An 18,205-nucleotide genomic window follows, 5' to 3' on the forward strand; every position below is an offset into this window, starting at 1 on the left:
ATCCGGTTGAGTTTGACAAATCTTTCCGTGATACTGTTGTTCTCTCAACCCAATCTGCGCGAAAGAACGGAACATCTTCGTGGATCACACCTTTCTGCAATCCACGCTTCGCGAATTGCGGGTCATCCAGCGTTCACCGCGTTTCTGGGCGACCTTTGTCGCTATCGTCCTGATCTTTGCGTGGACCGGGCCGTACGGCACCATTTATCGCTTAACGCCGGGAGCCCGCCTCGGTTATTGGCTTGTCCTTCACGCCATGGCTTGGTTCATCGCCATCGTCTTCTCCGTGGCCGCCGAAATCCTCCTACGCAAGCATATATCGAATATGCTCCTCCGGATGATGATCGGATCTATCATTGCCGCGCTGCCGATAGGCTTCGGCATTACGCTCGTCGACCTGGCGTTTTTCCGAACGACGTTCACGGTGATCGGCAGCCTCCGTCAGTCGCTCGGCGCCATACCGCTTTGTGCTCTCTTCAGTATCTTGTCCACTCTGACCATGCATCAGCAGATGGCAATGGCAGCCGAGGGATCGGATGCCGCGGAGACGGAAACCGCGTCGGCAGCGGGCATCCGAACCTCGGCTTCTCCGCCGCCGATTCTGTCGCGCTTGAAGCCGGAAAACCGGGGCGCCTTGATAAGGCTCACCATTCGCGATCACTATACCGAGGTCGTAACAACACGTGGCCGGGAGCTCATCCTGCTGCGCTTTGGCGATGCGCTTACGGAACTCGGCAATACGGAGGGCATACGCCTCCACCGATCCCATTGGATCGCGACGGACCACGTCGACCGGCTGAAACGCGACAACGGCAAGCTTTTCGTCATCACGCGCGACGGCGTGGAAGTGCCTGTCAGCCGCTCTTATGCCGAAGCCGTCCGGCACCGTTTCGGCTGACGACGGCACCGCGGCCGACAGGCCCATTCCAACCCGTAGTGCGCCTCCCGGCAATTCAGGCCCAGGAAGAGAGACGCTTTTTTTTCAAATGCTCCCACGGCTTATGAAAGCCGTAAAGCTATTCTTTACGATCACAACCGTTGGTCTTAAAAAAATCAACCGAGCGCACGTCTACGTTCTTTAAATGCGGCCGATCGGCACCTAACTCTTTCTTCGCGCCTATATTCTTTACGTTGTATCCCTTACATATGTGGACAACCGCGATACCGCGCCTGCGTGTTTGCGGCTGATCGACCTAGACCGGGTGGTATCCTTGAATATGCGGGCGCATGAACGCGCAATGCGCAGGGGGTTTTATGAAGCGATCGATGAGTGTGTCTCTGCTGCTCATGGGAACAGCGGCATTGGCGGGCTGCGGGCAAAAGCAAGACACCGTCCAGATATACAAGGACGTCGACGCGTGCATCGCGGGGGATGTCTTTTCCGCCGACGAATGCCGAACCCAATTTGCCGCAGCCGAGGAGGAGCGCCAGCGAAATGCGCCCGCCTACGAAACAGCGGCTAATTGCGAAAAGGATTACGGCGTTGGCAGATGTCAGCCGGCAACCAGCGCTCATCAGGCCGGAACGGGTCACTTTATTCCCTTGTTGGCCGGCTATCTCGTCGGCAGCGCCGCCAGATCGTTTGACGCCAAAGCACTTTACCAACCGCGTGGGAGCAGCGACTTCCGAACGGCCGCCGGACGAAGCCTTGCGAATGGCATGTTGCTTGGAAAAACAGTCTATGCGGAAAGAAAGGACGACAATACGCAATCGTCTTCCTCCAGTGGCGGCGGCGGTGGTGGCGGTGGTTCCTGGGGGAAGTCTTCCGAACGATCGACGCCCTCAGCCAGCACGGTGGAACGCGGCGGCTGGGGCTCTCGCGGCTTCCACCTTTCGAGCTGACGGGTGAACGGATGAAACGTATTATCATGAATGAGCGGCCGGATTGGAAGGCCGACGCCGAAGCCTGTGGCTTCACCATCCATTCCATGTACGGTCAACGCTATTGGGATGAGAGACACGCCTACGCGTTTACCCTCGAGGAAGTAGAGGCGAAACTCGAAGAACCCTCCGCCGAGTTGCTGGACATGTGCTATGCGGCGGTCGAACGGATCGCTTCGGACGATGAATTGATGCGCCGGCTGGCCATTCCGCCGGCCTATCATGACGCCGTACTGCGTTCCTGGCGCAATCGGGAACGTGACCTCTACGGCCGTTTCGACCTCGCCTATGATGGGAACGGTCCGGCAAAGCTTCTTGAGTTCAATGCCGACACGCCGACCAGCCTGTTCGAAAGCGCTGTTTTCCAGTGGCGATGGCTGGAAGACATGAAGCGGCGCGGCGAACTCCCCTCCTCGGCAGACCAGTTCAATTCCATTCATGAACGCCTGATCGACGCGCTGCGCCTTCTCGCTGCGCCGTCGGGTCGCATGCACTTTGCCGGTATGCTGGAATCGGAAGAAGACCTTGTGACGCTGAACTATCTTGTCGATTGCGCCGCACAGGCCGGCTGCGAGACGAAGCTGATCGCCATGCCCGATATCGGCGTCGACGACGGCCACCGGCTGATCGATCTTCAAGATGAGCCCATCGACTGCCTGTTCAAGCTCTATCCGCTCGAAGATATGGTGCGCGAGCCCTTCGGCCGCCATCTGCCCTCAACTCCCACGCGGGTCATCGAACCGCTATGGAAACTGACACTGTCCAACAAAGGATTGCTGCCGGTATTGTGGGCAATGTTTCCCGGCCATGAAAATCTATTGCCTGCCTATTTCGAGGACGATCCGCGTATCGGCAATCTCGGCGATCGTTATGTCCGTAAACCGTTGCTTTCGCGCGAAGGCGCGAATGTGACGCTCGTCAATCACGAAGCCGGCGTTGGTACATATCACGTCGAGGGACCCTATGGTGAAGAAGGATATATCAGACAGGCATTACACCTTCTTCCCCGCTTTGGCGATGATTGGACCGTCATCGGATCCTGGATCGTTGCCGGTCAGCCGGCGGGTATCGGCATCCGCGAGGACGATACTCCCGTCACGCGCGACACCTCACGCTTCGTACCCCATTATATCGAGAGCTAGTTGATCGATAGCATCAGTATGGGTTGCCCTTACCCGGCGTTTGGCCGCTCCATGACGATCTCGGCAGAATTCATGTCGATTCCGCCATTTATGGGGTTCCGTTTGCAAATACATTTGCCTATAAGCCGCTTCTAGCCTGAAAATATTGCCCATAGCGCCCCCGGCCGGTGACCTCCCACCCTGGCCGGTTTTTGGCGCAACGAAAAAAACGGATGTGAGCCCATGCCGAAGCGCCAAGATATCAAATCGATCCTCATTATCGGTGCAGGACCGATTGTTATCGGACAGGCTTGCGAATTCGACTATTCGGGCACGCAGGCCTGCAAGGCACTCCGGGAGGAGGGCTACCGCGTCATCCTCGTCAACTCCAACCCGGCAACGATCATGACCGATCCGGGTCTGGCGGATGCGACCTATGTCGAACCCATCACGCCCGAGGTCGTCGCCAAGATCATTGCCAAGGAGCGTCCGGACGCGCTGTTGCCGACCATGGGCGGCCAGACTGCACTCAATACCGCGCTTTCGCTGAAGCGCATGGGCGTACTCGACCGCTACAATGTCGAGATGATCGGCGCCAAGCCAGCCGCCATCGACATGGCCGAAGACCGCGCTCTCTTCCGCGAAGCCATGGCCCGCATCGGCCTCGAAACGCCGCGTTCCATGTTGGCAAATGCCACCGATATCAAGGACGCCGACCGCAAGACGCATGAGGCCGAGCGGAGCAAGCTGAAGGCATCTCTTTCTGGTCCTGAGCTCGACAAGGCGCTCGACGAACTGGAAAACCAGTGGAACCTCGGCGAAAGCGATCGCAAGCAGCGCTATATGAGCCACGCAATGGCAATTGCCGCGCAGGCGCTCGATCATGTCGGCTTGCCCGCCATTATCCGTCCGTCCTTCACACTCGGCGGCACCGGCGGCGGTATTGCATACAACCGCTCGGAATTCTTCGAGATCGTCGGCGGTGGCCTCGACGCCTCGCCGACTACGGAGGTGCTGATCGAAGAATCGGTCCTCGGCTGGAAAGAGTATGAGATGGAAGTCGTCCGCGACAAGGCGGACAACTGCATCATCATCTGCTCGATCGAAAACATCGACCCGATGGGCGTTCACACCGGCGACTCGATCACGGTCGCTCCCGCGCTGACGCTGACGGACAAAGAATACCAGATCATGCGCAACGCCTCGATCGCGGTTCTGCGCGAGATCGGCGTCGAAACCGGCGGCTCGAACGTACAGTTCGCGGTCAATCCGAAGGACGGTCGCCTCGTCGTCATCGAAATGAATCCGCGCGTGTCGCGCTCCTCTGCGCTTGCCTCGAAGGCAACCGGCTTCCCGATCGCCAAGGTCGCCGCCAAGCTCGCTGTCGGCTACACGCTGGACGAACTCGAAAACGATATCACCGGCGGTGCAACCCCGGCATCCTTCGAGCCGTCGATCGACTACGTTGTCACCAAGATCCCGCGCTTCGCCTTTGAAAAATTCCCCGGCGCCTCCCCGGTTCTGACCACGGCGATGAAGTCGGTCGGCGAAGTCATGGCAATCGGCCGTACCTTCGCGGAATCGCTGCAGAAGGCGCTACGCGGCCTCGAAACCGGCCTGACCGGTCTGGACGAGATCGAGATCCCCGGCATCGAGGAAGGCGAAGGCAGCCAGAACGCCATTCGCGCCGCCATCGGCACGCCGACGCCGGACCGTCTGCGTATGGTCGCCCAGGCGCTGCGCCAGGGCATGAGCATCGAAGAGGTGCATGAAGGTTGCAAGATCGACCCATGGTTCCTCGAGCAGCTGAAGAACATCGTCGATATGGAAGAGCGCATCCGCGAGCACGGCCTGCCGCAGGATGCCGCCAATCTGCGCATGCTGAAGGCCATGGGCTTCTCCGACGCACGTCTTGCGACGCTGACCGGCAAGCGCCCGAAGGAAGTAGCCGAACTCCGCAATTCGCTGAACGTCCGCCCGGTCTTCAAGCGCATCGATACCTGCGCCGCCGAATTCGCCTCACCGACGGCCTATATGTACTCGACCTATGAGACGCCCTTCGTCGGCGCCGCTCGTTCCGAAGCGCAGGTTTCCGACCGCAAGAAGGTCGTCATCCTCGGCGGCGGCCCGAACCGTATCGGACAGGGTATCGAGTTCGATTATTGCTGCTGCCATGCCGCCTTCGCGCTGAAGGATGCCGGCTATGAAGCGATCATGATCAACTGCAACCCGGAAACGGTTTCGACCGATTACGATACGTCGGACCGTCTCTATTTCGAGCCGCTGACCGCGGAAGATGTTATCGAAATCTTGCGCGCGGAGCAGGAAAAGGGCGAAGTCGTCGGCGTCATCGTCCAGTTCGGCGGCCAGACCCCGCTGAAGCTCGCCGAAGCCCTGGAAAAGAATGGTATCCCGATCCTCGGCACCGCTCCTGACGCGATCGACCTTGCCGAAGACCGCGACCGCTTCCAAAAGCTCCTGATGAAGCTCGATCTCAACCAGCCGAACAACGGCATTGCCTACTCCGTCGAGCAGGCACGCCTCATTGCCTCCGAAATCGGCTTCCCGCTGGTCGTGCGCCCGTCCTACGTTCTCGGCGGCCGCGCTATGCAGATCATCCATTCGGAAGGCCAGCTACAGGGTTACCTGCTCGATACCGTTCCGGAACTGGTGCCGGAAGACATCAAGCAGCGCTACCCAAATGACAAGACCGGCCAGATCAACACGCTGCTCGGCAAGAACCCGCTGCTCTTCGACAGCTATCTGACCAACGCCATCGAAGTCGACGTCGACTGCCTCTCCGACGGTACCGACGTCTATGTCGCCGGCATCATGGAACATATCGAAGAGGCCGGCATCCATTCGGGCGACTCCGCCTGCTCGCTGCCCCCTCGCACGCTCTCCGCAGCCATGATCGACGAACTCGAGCGCCAGGCGAAAGCAATGGCCAAGGCTCTCAATGTCGGCGGCTTGATGAACGTTCAGTTCGCCATCAAGGACGACACGGTCTACGTGCTCGAAGTCAACCCGCGCGCCTCGCGCACGGTGCCCTTCGTCGCCAAGACCATCGGCGCGCCGATCGCCAAGATCGCCGCGCGCGTCATGGCCGGCGAGAAGCTGGATGCGACCTTTGCCGCCTATGGCGAAAAGCCCGATCCGCGCAAGCTGAAGCATATCGCCGTCAAGGAAGCCGTCTTCCCCTTCGCGCGTTTCCCCGGCGTCGACACTCTCCTCGGGCCGGAAATGCGCTCGACCGGCGAAGTCATCGGCCTCGATACGGATTTCGCGCTCGCCTTCGCCAAGTCCCAGCTCGGCGCCGGCGTGGAACTGCCGCGTGACGGAACGGTTTTCGTCTCGGTTCGCGACGACGACAAACCGCGCGTGCTGCCGGCCATCCGCATGCTGGCCGAACAGGGCTTCAAGGTGCTCGCAACCGGCGGAACGCAGCGTTTCCTTGCTGAAAACGGCATCGAAGCGACCAAGATCAACAAGGTCCTTGAGGGACGGCCGCATATCGAGGACGCGATCCGCAACCGCCAGGTCCAGCTTGTCATCAATACGACCGACAGCAACAAGGCGATCTCGGATTCGAAGTCGCTGCGCCGGGCGACGCTGATGCAGAAGGTGCCCTACTACACGACCATGGCCGGCGCCGAAGCAGCCGCCATGGCAATCAAGGCGCTGAAGGCCGGAAACCTCGAGGTACAGCCGCTGCAGAGCTATTTCTGACGCAGCTAATTCGACCGTGGGGAGCGTGAGCAAGATAGCCGGCTCACGTTCGTTGCGGCCCCGACAGCCGATCGAATGGTGAGGGAGCTTCAACAGGAGCTTTTCCTTAAACCTTCGAATTTTCTGGCATTCGTCTGTCGCAATCTGCTATAGATGACAGAATAACGGCTCTGGATGGTTCCGAAGTACCCCTTCGGGACCTGTTTTCTTTTGTGTCTGCAGCAGAGCAACACAGGGAGTGAAGGACAAGAAAAATGGTTGAAAAGGTACCGATGACACAGAACGGGTTCGTCAAGCTGCAGGAAGAGCTGCGCTGGCGTCAGCAGGAAGAGCGCCCGCGAATCATCGAGGCAATTGCAGAAGCGCGCGCCCACGGCGATCTCTCTGAAAATGCCGAGTACCATGCCGCCAAGGAAGCTCAAAGCCACAATGAAGGCCGCATCACAGAGCTGGAAGATCTCACGGCGCGTGCCGAAGTCATCGATCTCACCAAGATGTCCGGCTCGAAGATCAAGTTCGGCGCCAAGGTCAAGCTCGTCGACGAAGACACCGAGGAAGAAAAGATCTACCAGATCGTCGGCGATCAGGAAGCCGATGTGAAGGCCGGCCGCATCTCCATCTCCTCCCCGATCGCCCGCGCCCTGATCGGTAAGGAAGTCGGCGATTCCATCGAGGTCAATGCACCCGGTGGCGCCAAGGCTTACGAAATCCTCTCCGTCTCCTGGGGCTGATCGCCCGTGCGCGATCGCGAGACAGCGCATGCGAGCGATCTCCGTGAGATCGAAATCATAGCAACGAATTTCAAACGCCGGCTTTCCGGCGTTACGTCTACGATCGTGCAGCTCATCCCCAAGCAGGTCGAGCTCGGCTATCATATCGCCACACTCGGCCCTGGCCTGCCGGAAAACCTGCCAAGGCTCGGTTGGCTCCGCCTGCCCGGTCTCTGGATGAAGCCGCGCCGCTATCGCCTCCGCGTTTGGCATGCCCGCCGCAACAACGAAATGCTTGTGGGTTTGCTGCTGCGCTCCGTTCTGCGCATGCGCCTGAAACTTGTCTTCACCTCCGCAGCCCAGCGCCGCCACACTGGCTACACACGCTGGTTGATCCGCCGCATGGATGCCGTGATCGCCACCAGCACGCGCTCGGGCAGCTTTCTCGAAGTGCCGCACACCGTCATCCAGCACGGCGTCGACCTCAACAGCTTCCATCCGCCGGAAAAGCCTGACGACCGCATGGCCGCAACCGGCCTGCCCGGCACCTATCTGATCGGCTGCTTCGGCCGCGTCCGCCATCAGAAGGGCACGGATCTCTTCGTCAAGGCGATGATCGAGCTGTTGCCGCGCCATCCGGACTGGACCGCCGTCGTCTGCGGCCGCGTGACAGCTGAGCACCGCAGTTTTGGCGAGCAGCTGGAAAAGATGGTGGCCGATGCAGGTCTCACCGATCGTATCCGCTTCATGGGCGAAGTCGACGATATCAAACCCTGGTATCGCCGCGCCACCCTCTATGTCGCCCCTTCCCGCAACGAGGGTTTTGGCCTGACACCGTTGGAAGCCATGGCCTCCCGCACCGCTGTCGTCGCCTCTGATGCCGGCGCCTATGCCGAAATGATCGTACCGGGCGAAACAGGCGCCGTGGTGCCGGCGGGCGATGGCGAGGCCCTGACTAGAGCGATCGCCTTCTATCTTGCCAATCCAGAGGAAACCCTTCGCCAGGGCGAAAATGCCGTGCGCCATGTGCGCAGCGAGTTCGCTTTGGAAAAGGAAGCGACCGCTATCGGCGAGGTCTACAAGCGGCTGCTTGGCGCCAACAAGTGAACGGACCGATCAGCGGCTAAGATCAATATGGTTGCGCTCGATGAATTCGATCATCGAACGATCCTCCATCATGTCTTCCTCGATGCTTTTGACGATGGACAAGACCTTGTCCCGATATTTGGTCGCACTGCTGTCATAGGTCCAACCCCGCGCCAGCTTCTCCATCAGCTCCTGCCGGGATTTCGTATAGTAGTGGTTCAGCTGCAGGAACTGGTTTGAATAAAACTCAGGGGATTTGCGTGCGCGCCGAGTAAACCGCTTGCCGGCGTCATTGGCTGTCAGATCGCCATAGGCACGCGTCTGGAACTGGTGCACACTGACTTCGGTGACTTCGCATGGATCAACGATGCATTTGAAATTGCTGACATTTTCCTTCGTCGTCATCGGATCGGCGCCGCGCATCGTATAATTCAACGTCAAAGGTCCGTCCGGCGGCGTCTCATGGCCGCTGGTCGCAAACATATGCCAGGGCAGCGAGACATTCGGGAAATCGCCGACGGCCTCCAGCGCCTGCTCGACCGTCGCAGCCTCCTTCGGCAGGAGGAATTCGTCGACATCGATGAACGCCATCCAGCGGTAATCGCCACCGAAATTCAAAATGGCATGCGCGAAGGTGATGACCTGGCCGTTCAGTACTGCCGATGTGGCCGCATCGCGCATGCGCCCAGCCCAGGGAATAATCGTCAAAGCATCTTCAGAGAGCAGGCTTCGAAGAAGCAAGCAGGTCTCGTCCGTCGAGTCATTATCATAGATATAGAAGTGGCGAATGCCGACTGCCTGATGGAAGCGCACCCATTCTTCGATATAACGGGCCTCGTTCTTCACGCAGGCGGCAATGGCAATGCCGTGGCGCCCTGCCCTCGGCTCAGGCGGTTCGATGCACAGCTTCTTGGCGTCGGACGCCTTGGGTTTCAGCCAGCGCATAAGCTTCATTCCATCGACCCTAATTTCACAGCAGCCTCGCCAACGCCGGCGAACATCACGCCCGCGGCTTCAATGCAAACCTGTCGTCGTAACCAAAATCATATTTGAGCAATGCCGAAATGCGGGAGTAGTTGACGAAAGAGACGCCGCGCTCGGCTGCGATCTGCCGCGCAAGCACCAGATGCTCGATGATGCGACTCTCTGCCCGCGCAATGCCGGAGAACGCCATGTCGCTGGGAGTCTCATAAAAGCGCGGCTCGCCGGCATTGGATATATCGATCCCCAGAAAGCCGACCTGCTGCTTTGCACAGTAAAGGGCAAATTGGAGGGCCGATACCGCGACGGATCCCCCCAGAAACACCCCGCGGTCCGGTGAGAGCGAAAAACCCGCCGACCCCTCGGTATTCAATCGCACATATTGCAGTTTCTTGAGGTCGTCGACCGAACGGCGGCGCGCACCATAGGGCTTGCGGATATCGTCGATCAAGATGATGGTCTTGTCCGCCAGCCAGCTTTTGTCGATTTCGCACAGCGCACGCAGCACCGCCACGGAAAACAGGCAAAGAGAACCGGGAGCCACCTTCTCGCGGAGCATGTCGAGATGTCGCCAGACAAAACGCTCATCCTCGACGGCAATTGCTAAAGGCTCGCCGATCCGGTCGCCAGACAAGCCGATGGCACCGTTCAAAAGAATGGCACTGCGGAATTCCAGACCACTCAGATCGCAATCGCGAATTGATGGACCCGAGCCGACGATGTAGACCGCATCGCCGCAACGTTCGCGCAGACGATCCATGCCGGCAAGGCTTGCAACCTTGGCGCCGCGGTAAAGCACCTCGCTGACATTCTGGCTGCGAACGATGGTGAGCCCCGGGAACCAGTCCTGCACATGAGCCCGGGAGCCGCCTAGAAAGAGGCGCACGCCAGACTTAATCACCGACCGATGCCAGGGGCGATCCGCCATTCGCCTAGAGCTCCACCAGGCCGAGCTTTTTGACTTGCCGAATGGTCAACATGGTGCGCACGGTGTCGACATGTTCATTCGCCGTCAGAACTTCGATGACGAAATCCTGGAAACGAGTGAGATTTTCCGCAACGCAGTGCAGCAGGAAATCACTGTCGCCGGACACCATCCATGCCTGCCGAACCAGCGGCCATGCCGAGGTTGCGCTGGCAAAAGCCTTGAGGTTCGCTTCCGACTGATGCTTGAGGCCGACCATGCAAAAAGCCACGAGATCGAAGCCCAATTTCGGGCTGTTCAACATGGCGTGATAGCCTTCGATAACGCCGGCTTCTTCCAATTTGCGCACGCGGCGCAGACATGGCGGCGCCGAAATGCCGACCCTGTCTGCGAGCTCGACGTTGGTCATGCGTCCGTCCCGCTGGAGTTCCCGCAGAATCTTGATATCGATGGCATCGAGCTCAGCGCGAAGCACTTTCTTGCCTTTCTTTAATTCCCCCTCGCCAGCTTCTATATAAGGCAGGAAAATACGCAAGAAAGTTTCTCTCGCGTAGTTGATTCTTACACAAAGCAGATTTGCTCTGTGTGTAATGCAAGGCTGCCCTTGAATAAATGCATAAGGCAATCATAAATGAAGCCGCGGATCGCGAAATCGCCTGCTTTGCGCGCTTGAAGCCGCGGTTTCCCAATCGCCGAAATTGAAAGGACTGACTATGCCTGCCCGCCACACAAAGGTGCTCATCATCGGTTCCGGCCCAGCCGGCTACACCGCCGCGGTTTACGCCGCGCGCGCGATGCTGCAGCCGGTTCTGATCGCTGGTCTCGAACAGGGCGGCCAGCTGATGATCACGACCGATGTCGAGAACTATCCGGGCTTTGCCGATCCTATCCAGGGACCATGGCTGATGGAGCAGATGCTTCAGCAGGCACAGCATGTCGGCGCCGAAATCGTCAACGACCTCGTGACCGAAGTCGATACCAGCAAGCGTCCTTTCGTTGCCCATACAGATAGCGGCCAGGTCTGGACCGCCGACACGCTCATCATTGCCACCGGCGCCAAGGCGAAATGGCTGGGTATCGAGAGCGAACAGCATTTCCAGGGCTTCGGCGTCTCCGCCTGCGCCACCTGCGATGGCTTCTTCTACCGCAACAAGGACGTGATCGTGGTCGGCGGCGGTAACAGCGCCGTTGAAGAGGCGCTCTATCTCTCCAACATCGCCAAATCGGTGACCGTGGTGCATCGCCGCGATACTTTCCGTTCGGAAAAGATCCTGCAGGAGCGCCTGTTCGCCAAGGCAAACGTCAAGATCCTCTGGAATACTGAGGTTGCCGAAATCATCGGCACGCCCGCCAAGCCGCCGATGCCGCCATCGGTCACGGGCGCACGCCTGCGCGATGCGCGTACCGGCGCCATCACGGAAATGCCGATCGACGGTGTCTTCGTTGCCATCGGCCATGCGCCGGCGACCGAGCTCTTCAAGGGCAAATTGAAACTCAAGGACAATGGCTATCTCTGGACCGCTCCTGATTCGACCGCGACCAGCGTCGAAGGCATCTATGCCGCGGGTGATGTGACCGATGATACATTCCGCCAGGCGATCACGGCAGCCGGGATGGGCTGCATGGCCGCGCTTGAGGCGGAACGCTATTTGACCGGGCACATGCCCGTCGCCGTGGCTGCGGAGTGATGCAGCCGATGAGGGGAAACGGCATGCCATTGGATTGGGATAAGCTGCGTATCTTTCACGCGGCTGCCGAAGCGGGTTCATTCACGCATGCGGCCGACAAGTTGCACTTGTCTCAATCCGCCATTAGCCGGCAGGTCAGCGCTCTCGAGCAAGACGTTGGCATTAAGCTTTTCCACCGCCATGCGCGCGGCCTCATCCTGACCGAACAGGGTGAGCTGCTCTATCGCACGGCCCATGACGTTTTGCTGAAGCTCGAAACGGTCAAGATGCAATTGACCGAAACGACCGACAAGCCGAGCGGCAAGCTGCGCGTGACGACCACAGTCGGTCTCGGCCAGGGCTGGCTCACAGACAAGATCCAGGAATTCCTGCAGCTCTATCCGGACATGCAGATTCAGCTGATCCTCGACAACGAGGAGCTGGATGTGAACATGCGCCATGCGGACTGCGCCATCCGTCTGCGCCAGCCGCAGCAATCGGATCTCATCCAGCGCAAGCTCTTTACCGTGCACATGCACGTCTATGCGGCCCCCTCCTATATCAACCGCTACGGCGAGCCGCAGTCGGTGGAGGATCTAGACGAACATCGCATCATCAGCTTCGGCGAGCCGGCACCAAACTACCTGCTCGACGTCAACTGGCTGGAGATCGCCGGCCGGTCTTCCGACAACAAGCGCGTGCCGCACCTGCAGATCAACAGCCAGACGTCGATCAAGCGCGCCTGCCTGCTTGGTATCGGCATCGCGGTATTGCCTGACTATATCGTCGGCCGCGACCCCGGCCTCATTCAGCTTGCCATCAATGCCGACGTGCCGTCCTTCGACACTTATTTCTGCTATCCCGACGAGATGAAGAACGCGGCCAAGCTCAAGGTTTTTCGTGATTTTATTGTCGCGAAGGCTCGTAACTGGAACTTCTGACGAAGGTAAGTCACTGATAACGAACTCTTTTTACGGCTAGTATATCAGCCACGCATATGATGCATAGCTGATATGCACAAATGAGAGTTGAAGCCTGCCCATTTAACTACCATATCGCACATAGCTGATGCACACGGTGGCTTTTCCTCCCAGTTCCACCGCATTGGCTGTTCCCCTCTGGAGGTTTTTGACCTTCATACCTATAGGGCCCTGGTTCACTCCGGAGGCCCTTTTTTTTGCCCTTTTGCCGACGACGTAGCAAACGCATAACTGCCATGCACAAAAAAGCATTGCGCACTGCACAAATTAGCATCATAACGCACTCAGCTGATGCACACGGTGGCTTTTCCTCCCAGTTCCACCGCATTGGCTGTTCCCCTCTGGAGGTTTTGACCTTCACACCTATAAGGGCCCTGGTTCATTCCGGTGGCCCTCTTTTTTTGCCTAATTTCTAAGCACGCACGTCGACGGCCTTGCCGAAAATAATCTTCAGCGTCGCCCTTGATATATCGAAAATCGTCGATACATAAATCGCAATTATTCGATATTCATATGGTGAACGCCATGGACAAGAACGAGATATTGAAGGCTCTGGCCCACCCGGCCCGGCTCGAAATCCTCAATCACCTCAAAGATCCGCACACCCATTTCCCGACCCAGGAGCACCCGTTGGAGCTCGGCGTCTGCGCTAGCCAGTTCGAGCGCTGTGGCCTGTCGCAATCGACCGTCTCAGCGCATCTCGGCACGCTGCATCGCGCCGGCCTGGTGACGACGCGGCGCCTTGGCCAGTGGATTTTCTACAAGCGCAACGAGGAAACGATCGCCGAATTCCTCGCGGCCATGCAGAAGGAACTCTGAAAATGTCTGCTGCGCTCCCTGTATTTGCGCCCATGCCCCCCGTCACCGACGCAATCTTCCCCGAGAAGCTGCTGCCTTAACCACCATAGTTCTTCGGACCTGGCGATCGCCTCGTCCTGATTTCCCCGCCCCCTATAGAAAGGACGATCCATGACCAAATTATTCGAACCGACGAAGCTGGGTGATATTTCCATCGCCAACCGCATCGTCATGGCACCTCTGACGCGCAATCGCTCGCCGAATGCAGTGCCGAATGAACTGAACGTAAAATACTACGCCCAGCGCGCCACTGCCGGCCTGATCATCACCGAAGCAACGGCGATTACCCATCAGGGTCAGGGCTACGCCAACGTTCCCGGCCTCTACAGCAAGGAAGCGCTCGATGGCTGGAAGAAGGTGACGGATGCCGTGCATGCCAACGGCGGCAAGATCGTCGTGCAGATGTGGCATGTCGGTCGTATCTCCCATACGACCCTGCAGCCGAATGGTGGCAAGCCGGTCTCGTCGACCTCCAAGCGCGCTGAGAATTCGAAGACCTATCTGGTCAACAGCGACGGCACCGGCGGCTTTGCCGATGTTTCCGAACCGCGTGCGCTAGAAACCTCGGAAATCCCGGGCATCATCGAGGATTACCGCAAGGCGGCCCGCGCTGCGATCGATGCCGGCTTTGACGGTGTCGAGATTCATGGCGCCAACGGCTACCTGATCGACCAGTTCCTGCGCGGCAACGTCAACGACCGCACCGACCAGTATGGCGGCGCAATCGAGAACCGCGCGCGTTTCCTGTTCGAAGTGGTCGATGCCGTCACCAAGGAAGTCGGTGCCGGCCGCACGGCGATCCGCATCTCGCCTGTCACGCCATCCGGCGATGCCAGCGATCCGGCGCCGCAACAGCTCTTCACCTACGTCGTCGAAGGTCTGGCAAAATATGACCTCGCCTATATCCACGTCATCGAAGGCCAGACCGGCGGTAAGCGCGACTTCCTGCCCTTCGACTATGACGCTCTCCACTCGGCCTACAAGGCTGCAGGCGGCAAGGCCGGCTGGATGGTCAACAATGCCTATACCCGCGAGATGGCGATCGAAGCCGTCGACAGCGGCAAGGCCGATGTCGTTGCCTTCGGCAAGCCGTTCATCTCCAATCCGGATCTCGTCCGCCGCCTGAAGGAAAACGCACCGCTCGCCCAATGGGACCAGGCAACGCTCTACGGCGGCGGCGCGAAGGGCTACGACGACTATCCGACCCTGGACGAAGCGGCATAACATCTCTGACGGACCGGCCTCTTCCCCAGTGGCAAGGCCGGCATAAAGCTAACGATGAGCCCCGCACCAAGATGTTGCGGGGCTTTTCCACTCGCTGTTGTAACCAGTGCCCTTGGACAGAATGCCTGACCGGCGGCTCAAGCTGCCGGAAGACAGCCGATCGATGCAAGACTTGCCCTCACCGCCTCATCGATCGGCGTATGCGGTTCCTCGCCAAGAACAGCCACCAGCCTGTCGTTTCGCATCTGCAGCGGCACATCCCAGAGATAGCTCATCTCGCGCAGTTCCCGCATGAATGTCACGAAGGGAGAAGCCAGCGGTACTATCCACCAGGGAAACGATTTCACCTTCACCTTGTGTCCAACGACGCGCTGCACGGCTTCAATCATCTGTCTGCCGTCTCCATCCCAATGACCGCGCATATGATAGACGGCGAAAGCCGGCAGCTCGTCGCCCTTCTCGATCAGCCGGATCATGGTCTCGGCAACATCGGGCAGATAGGCCCATTGATGGCCGACACCGCGCTTGCCTGGATAGGTCATTGAAGTAATCGCCTTGCCCGGCGTCACCATCGCCTGCGAGAACCAGCTGTTGGCGCGCGCACCACCGAAGAAGTCTCCGGCGCGAACGATGATAACAGGCGTACCGCCCTGCTCTGCCGCCGCCCGCAGGCGCCGTTCCATCTGCACGCGGATAGCGCCTTTGCGGGTCTTCGGCCGTTGCGCGCTATCTTCCGTGACATTCGGGAAAACATCGGGACCGAAATTGTAAACCGTACCGGGCAGCACGATCCGCGCACCGACCACCTTCGCGGCGGCAATCGTATTATCGAGCATCGGCAGGACGACCTTACCCCAATTGCGATAACCGGGCGGGTTGACGGCATGCACGATGACATCGACACCCTGCGCCGCCTTCAGAACATCATCCGCCTGCATGGCATCGCCCTGGAACCAGTCGAACTCCGGCTGGCGGCGGGCCGCCTCGGCCGCATTGCGGTTCAGCGCCCGAATGCGCCAGCCGCGAAGGGTAAGCCCTTGCGCGACAGCACCGCCAATGCCGCCGGTCGCGCCGAGTATCAGGGCCGTCTTCGTGCTTTCCTTATTGTTGCTCATCGTCATCTCCATCGGTTTCGATGGGCTGACTATGCTTGGTATCGGCGATAAACGAAATTGCTGAAAAATCTGCAGATGATATATATAAATGTATGGCGTCGCTATCTGAACCAAGCTGGGATTTCTATCGCACCTTTCTTGCCGTGCTGGAGCACGGCTCGCTGTCGGCCGCTGCCCGCGAACTCGGCCTGACACAGCCGACTGTGGGGCGTCATATCCTCGCATTGGAGCAATCGGTCGGTGCAGAGCTGTTCACGCGTTCGCAACAAGGGCTGTTGCCGACCGACACCGCCCTCGTTCTGAGACCTTATGCCGAGACTTTGGCGAGCACGACCGCCGCACTGTTGCGCGCAGCCTCCGGCTCGAAGGACAAAGTCAGCGGAACAGTGCGCGTCAGCGCGAGCGAAGTCATCGGCACGGAAGTGCTGCCGCCGATCCTTGCCAAGTTGCAGGCAATCTATCCCGACCTGATCGTCGAGCTTTCAGCCTCCGATACGGTGGAAGATCTGCTGCAACGTGAGGCCGATATCGCCGTGCGCATGGTCGCGCCGGCGCAAGAAGCACTGCTCGCCCGGCATATCGGCATCATCTCTCTCGGCCTCTTCGCCCATCGCGATTATATCGAGCGGTACGGCAAGCCCGAAACCCTCGAGGAACTGCGTCGGCACAAGCTCATCGGCTTCGATCGCCAGACTGCCTATATACGCATGATGCTGAAGCGTTATCCGATGCTCGAAGGCGCTTCCTTCAGCTTTCGTTCCGATCACAGCATCGCGCTCCACAATGCGCTGCGCGCCGGCATCGGCATCGGTTTCTATCAGATCCCCTTGGCAAGCCGCGATCCGAACCTCGTGCAGATATTGTCCGAGATAAAGGTGGAGATCGACACCTGGATCGTCATGCATGAAAATCTGAAGACGTCGCCACGCTGCCGCGTGACGTTCGATGCCCTCGTTGCGGGTTTGCTTGATTACATCAAGGAAAACAACGTGGAGAATGGATTTTGACCATGGGAACAGCGGTGGAACTTGTGCCGTACGACCCATGCTGGCCAGGGGATTTCGAACGCATCCGCGAAAAGCTCGAACGATTGCTGGCGCCCTATGTCGTGACGATCGAACATATCGGCAGCACATCCATTCCCGGGATCGCCGCAAAACCGCTTATCGACATCGATATCATCTTCCGCAGCTCAGCCGATGTGCCTGCGGCGACCCAGATTCTTCTGCAGGAGAATTACGAACCGCGTGGCAATCGCTACGACGACGATGTCTGGGCCTTCATGCGGCGCGACGGCAGGCCGCCGGAGCGCGTCTATCTCTGCCCGCCGAACAACCGGACCCACGAGCGCCGGGTGATCTTTCGCGATTATCTTCGAGCGCATCCTGCAGAAGCGGCAGCCTATGCCGCGCTGAAATTGGAGCTCGCCGGAATGCATCGACATGATGGCGATCGCTACACTGCCGAGAAACGTCATTTCGTCGACGCGGTTATCGAAAAGGCAGTCGGCCAGCGGCAGATCTAGGCGCCTGGAGCGGTATCCACCGGCGGAAAATGCATCTGGCCGTCGATGACTTCCGTTTCCGGTCGGTCACCGCCATCGGCATATTCCTCATGCCATTTGCCGCTCTCGTCCTGCCAGCTGATTTCGGCTGAATCTCCCCCGATTTGCTGTTCCGCCGCCACGATCCTCGCGGCCTCCACCGCCTCGGAATGTGTTGGAAACGCTTCCGAATAAACGTCGCGGAAGCGATAAGCCCACCCACCGTCATGCGGCACGATTTCGTAAACGACCTTGACCATTCAGACCCTCCTTCTCATCTGCCAAGACCTTCGAACCGGACGTTGCCGGCAGAATCGCGTGCATCTGAGACGGGTTCGAGGATGCCGCGACATTGTGATTGGGCAGACCTGTCCGCATAGTATTC

The 18,205-nt window shown here is 59.0% G+C and carries 17 protein-coding genes; 12 read left to right on the forward strand and 5 right to left on the reverse strand.

Annotated elements, in window-relative coordinates:
* Window positions 1–79 precede the first annotated feature (79 nt).
* The 6 genes from JJQ51_RS16405 (at window position 80) to JJQ51_RS16430 (ending at window position 8,548) form a co-directional block, all read left to right on the forward strand.
* Complete coding sequence (locus tag JJQ51_RS16405) at window positions 80–898, forward strand: LytTR family DNA-binding domain-containing protein (protein WP_113351875.1); 819 nt, start codon at window positions 80–82, stop codon at window positions 896–898.
* 356 nt (window positions 899–1,254) lie between these two features.
* Window positions 1,255–1,842: a DUF1190 domain-containing protein gene (locus JJQ51_RS16410; RefSeq protein ID WP_162748790.1), complete on the forward strand. Its 588-nt coding sequence runs from the start codon at window positions 1,255–1,257 to the stop codon at window positions 1,840–1,842.
* A gap of 11 nt (window positions 1,843–1,853) precedes the next feature.
* The gene (locus JJQ51_RS16415) at window positions 1,854–3,023 is read left to right on the forward strand and encodes a glutathionylspermidine synthase family protein (RefSeq protein WP_113351873.1); all 1,170 of its coding nucleotides are present in this window, start codon (window positions 1,854–1,856) and stop codon (window positions 3,021–3,023) included.
* A gap of 222 nt (window positions 3,024–3,245) precedes the next feature.
* Window positions 3,246–6,731 (forward strand): carbamoyl-phosphate synthase large subunit, encoded by a 3,486-nt coding sequence (gene carB / locus JJQ51_RS16420; protein WP_113351872.1) that lies wholly within the window; start codon window positions 3,246–3,248, stop codon window positions 6,729–6,731.
* Window positions 6,732–6,985: 254 nt separating this feature from the next.
* Window positions 6,986–7,462: a transcription elongation factor GreA gene (gene greA, locus JJQ51_RS16425; protein ID WP_069612629.1), complete on the forward strand. Its 477-nt coding sequence runs from the start codon at window positions 6,986–6,988 to the stop codon at window positions 7,460–7,462.
* 6 nt (window positions 7,463–7,468) lie between these two features.
* Window positions 7,469–8,548, forward strand: a complete 1,080-nt coding sequence (locus JJQ51_RS16430; protein ID WP_113351871.1) for a glycosyltransferase family 4 protein — start codon at window positions 7,469–7,471, stop codon at window positions 8,546–8,548.
* A 9-nt stretch (window positions 8,549–8,557) separates the two neighbouring features.
* On the opposite strand, the gene JJQ51_RS16435 is transcribed toward JJQ51_RS16430, so the two are convergent.
* The 3 genes from JJQ51_RS16435 to JJQ51_RS16445 are packed head-to-tail and all read right to left on the reverse strand — an operon-like array spanning window position 8,558 to window position 10,908.
* The gene (locus JJQ51_RS16435; RefSeq protein ID WP_113352041.1) at window positions 8,558–9,472 is read right to left on the reverse strand and encodes a glycosyltransferase family 92 protein; all 915 of its coding nucleotides are present in this window, start codon (window positions 9,470–9,472) and stop codon (window positions 8,558–8,560) included.
* A 55-nt stretch (window positions 9,473–9,527) separates the two neighbouring features.
* On the reverse strand, window positions 9,528–10,436 hold the full coding sequence (locus JJQ51_RS16440) for a glycosyl transferase (protein WP_113351870.1): 909 nt from the start codon (window positions 10,434–10,436) through the stop codon (window positions 9,528–9,530).
* A gap of 4 nt (window positions 10,437–10,440) precedes the next feature.
* On the reverse strand, window positions 10,441–10,908 hold the full coding sequence (locus tag JJQ51_RS16445) for an Lrp/AsnC family transcriptional regulator (protein ID WP_015340578.1): 468 nt from the start codon (window positions 10,906–10,908) through the stop codon (window positions 10,441–10,443).
* 238 nt (window positions 10,909–11,146) lie between these two features.
* Here JJQ51_RS16445 and trxB point away from each other — a divergent pair, with 238 nt between their 5' ends.
* The 4 genes from trxB to JJQ51_RS16465 all read left to right on the forward strand — a co-directional run bounded on the left by trxB (window position 11,147) and on the right by JJQ51_RS16465 (window position 15,162).
* Complete coding sequence (gene trxB / locus JJQ51_RS16450) at window positions 11,147–12,121, forward strand: thioredoxin-disulfide reductase (protein ID WP_269244960.1); 975 nt, start codon at window positions 11,147–11,149, stop codon at window positions 12,119–12,121.
* A gap of 23 nt (window positions 12,122–12,144) precedes the next feature.
* Window positions 12,145–13,041 carry a LysR family transcriptional regulator VtlR gene (locus JJQ51_RS16455; RefSeq protein ID WP_092711607.1) on the forward strand — a complete coding sequence of 299 codons (897 nt, stop codon included), beginning with the start codon at window positions 12,145–12,147 and terminating at the stop codon, window positions 13,039–13,041.
* A gap of 564 nt (window positions 13,042–13,605) precedes the next feature.
* On the forward strand, window positions 13,606–13,899 hold the full coding sequence (locus JJQ51_RS16460) for an ArsR/SmtB family transcription factor (protein ID WP_069612851.1): 294 nt from the start codon (window positions 13,606–13,608) through the stop codon (window positions 13,897–13,899).
* Window positions 13,900–14,049: 150 nt separating this feature from the next.
* On the forward strand, window positions 14,050–15,162 hold the full coding sequence (locus tag JJQ51_RS16465) for an alkene reductase (RefSeq protein WP_113332265.1): 1,113 nt from the start codon (window positions 14,050–14,052) through the stop codon (window positions 15,160–15,162).
* 137 nt (window positions 15,163–15,299) lie between these two features.
* Here JJQ51_RS16465 and JJQ51_RS16470 read toward each other — a convergent pair whose 3' ends face one another.
* Window positions 15,300–16,277 carry an SDR family oxidoreductase gene (locus JJQ51_RS16470; RefSeq protein WP_233789750.1) on the reverse strand — a complete coding sequence of 326 codons (978 nt, stop codon included), beginning with the start codon at window positions 16,275–16,277 and terminating at the stop codon, window positions 15,300–15,302.
* 92 nt (window positions 16,278–16,369) lie between these two features.
* On the opposite strand from JJQ51_RS16470, the gene JJQ51_RS16475 reads away from it, so the two are divergent.
* Window positions 16,370–17,284, forward strand: a complete 915-nt coding sequence (locus JJQ51_RS16475; protein ID WP_113351868.1) for a LysR family transcriptional regulator — start codon at window positions 16,370–16,372, stop codon at window positions 17,282–17,284.
* A 2-nt stretch (window positions 17,285–17,286) separates the two neighbouring features.
* On the forward strand, window positions 17,287–17,802 hold the full coding sequence (locus JJQ51_RS16480; protein WP_113351867.1) for a GrpB family protein: 516 nt from the start codon (window positions 17,287–17,289) through the stop codon (window positions 17,800–17,802).
* On the opposite strand, the gene JJQ51_RS16485 is transcribed toward JJQ51_RS16480, so the two are convergent.
* Window positions 17,799–18,080: a DUF2188 domain-containing protein gene (locus tag JJQ51_RS16485; RefSeq protein ID WP_092711617.1), complete on the reverse strand. Its 282-nt coding sequence runs from the start codon at window positions 18,078–18,080 to the stop codon at window positions 17,799–17,801. The genes JJQ51_RS16480 and JJQ51_RS16485 overlap by 4 nt on opposite strands.
* Window positions 18,081–18,205 lie beyond the last annotated feature (125 nt).

Origin of the sequence: Rhizobium sp. AG207R (assembly GCF_027109195.1) — a bacterium.
In the GTDB taxonomy this organism is placed as follows: domain Bacteria; phylum Pseudomonadota; class Alphaproteobacteria; order Rhizobiales; family Rhizobiaceae; genus Rhizobium; species Rhizobium dioscoreae.

What these genes read in the sequence shown, in the direction of transcription:
- trxB (WP_269244960.1), top strand. Translation starts at nt 11,147, where the DNA reads ATGCCTGCCCGCCACACAAAGGTGCTCATCATCGGTTCCGGCCCAGCC.
- greA (WP_069612629.1), top strand. Translation starts at nt 6,986, where the DNA reads ATGGTTGAAAAGGTACCGATGACACAGAACGGGTTCGTCAAGCTGCAG.
- JJQ51_RS16440 (WP_113351870.1), bottom strand. Translation starts at nt 10,436, where the DNA reads ATGGCGGATCGCCCCTGGCATCGGTCGGTGATTAAGTCTGGCGTGCGC.
- JJQ51_RS16485 (WP_092711617.1), bottom strand. Translation starts at nt 18,080, where the DNA reads ATGGTCAAGGTCGTTTACGAAATCGTGCCGCATGACGGTGGGTGGGCT.
- JJQ51_RS16475 (WP_113351868.1), top strand. Translation starts at nt 16,370, where the DNA reads ATGGCGTCGCTATCTGAACCAAGCTGGGATTTCTATCGCACCTTTCTT.
- carB (WP_113351872.1), top strand. Translation starts at nt 3,246, where the DNA reads ATGCCGAAGCGCCAAGATATCAAATCGATCCTCATTATCGGTGCAGGA.
- JJQ51_RS16455 (WP_092711607.1), top strand. Translation starts at nt 12,145, where the DNA reads ATGCCATTGGATTGGGATAAGCTGCGTATCTTTCACGCGGCTGCCGAA.
- JJQ51_RS16415 (WP_113351873.1), top strand. Translation starts at nt 1,854, where the DNA reads ATGAAACGTATTATCATGAATGAGCGGCCGGATTGGAAGGCCGACGCC.
- JJQ51_RS16410 (WP_162748790.1), top strand. Translation starts at nt 1,255, where the DNA reads ATGAAGCGATCGATGAGTGTGTCTCTGCTGCTCATGGGAACAGCGGCA.
- JJQ51_RS16435 (WP_113352041.1), bottom strand. Translation starts at nt 9,472, where the DNA reads ATGCGCTGGCTGAAACCCAAGGCGTCCGACGCCAAGAAGCTGTGCATC.
- JJQ51_RS16470 (WP_233789750.1), bottom strand. Translation starts at nt 16,277, where the DNA reads ATGAGCAACAATAAGGAAAGCACGAAGACGGCCCTGATACTCGGCGCG.
- JJQ51_RS16460 (WP_069612851.1), top strand. Translation starts at nt 13,606, where the DNA reads ATGGACAAGAACGAGATATTGAAGGCTCTGGCCCACCCGGCCCGGCTC.
- JJQ51_RS16465 (WP_113332265.1), top strand. Translation starts at nt 14,050, where the DNA reads ATGACCAAATTATTCGAACCGACGAAGCTGGGTGATATTTCCATCGCC.
- JJQ51_RS16480 (WP_113351867.1), top strand. Translation starts at nt 17,287, where the DNA reads ATGGGAACAGCGGTGGAACTTGTGCCGTACGACCCATGCTGGCCAGGG.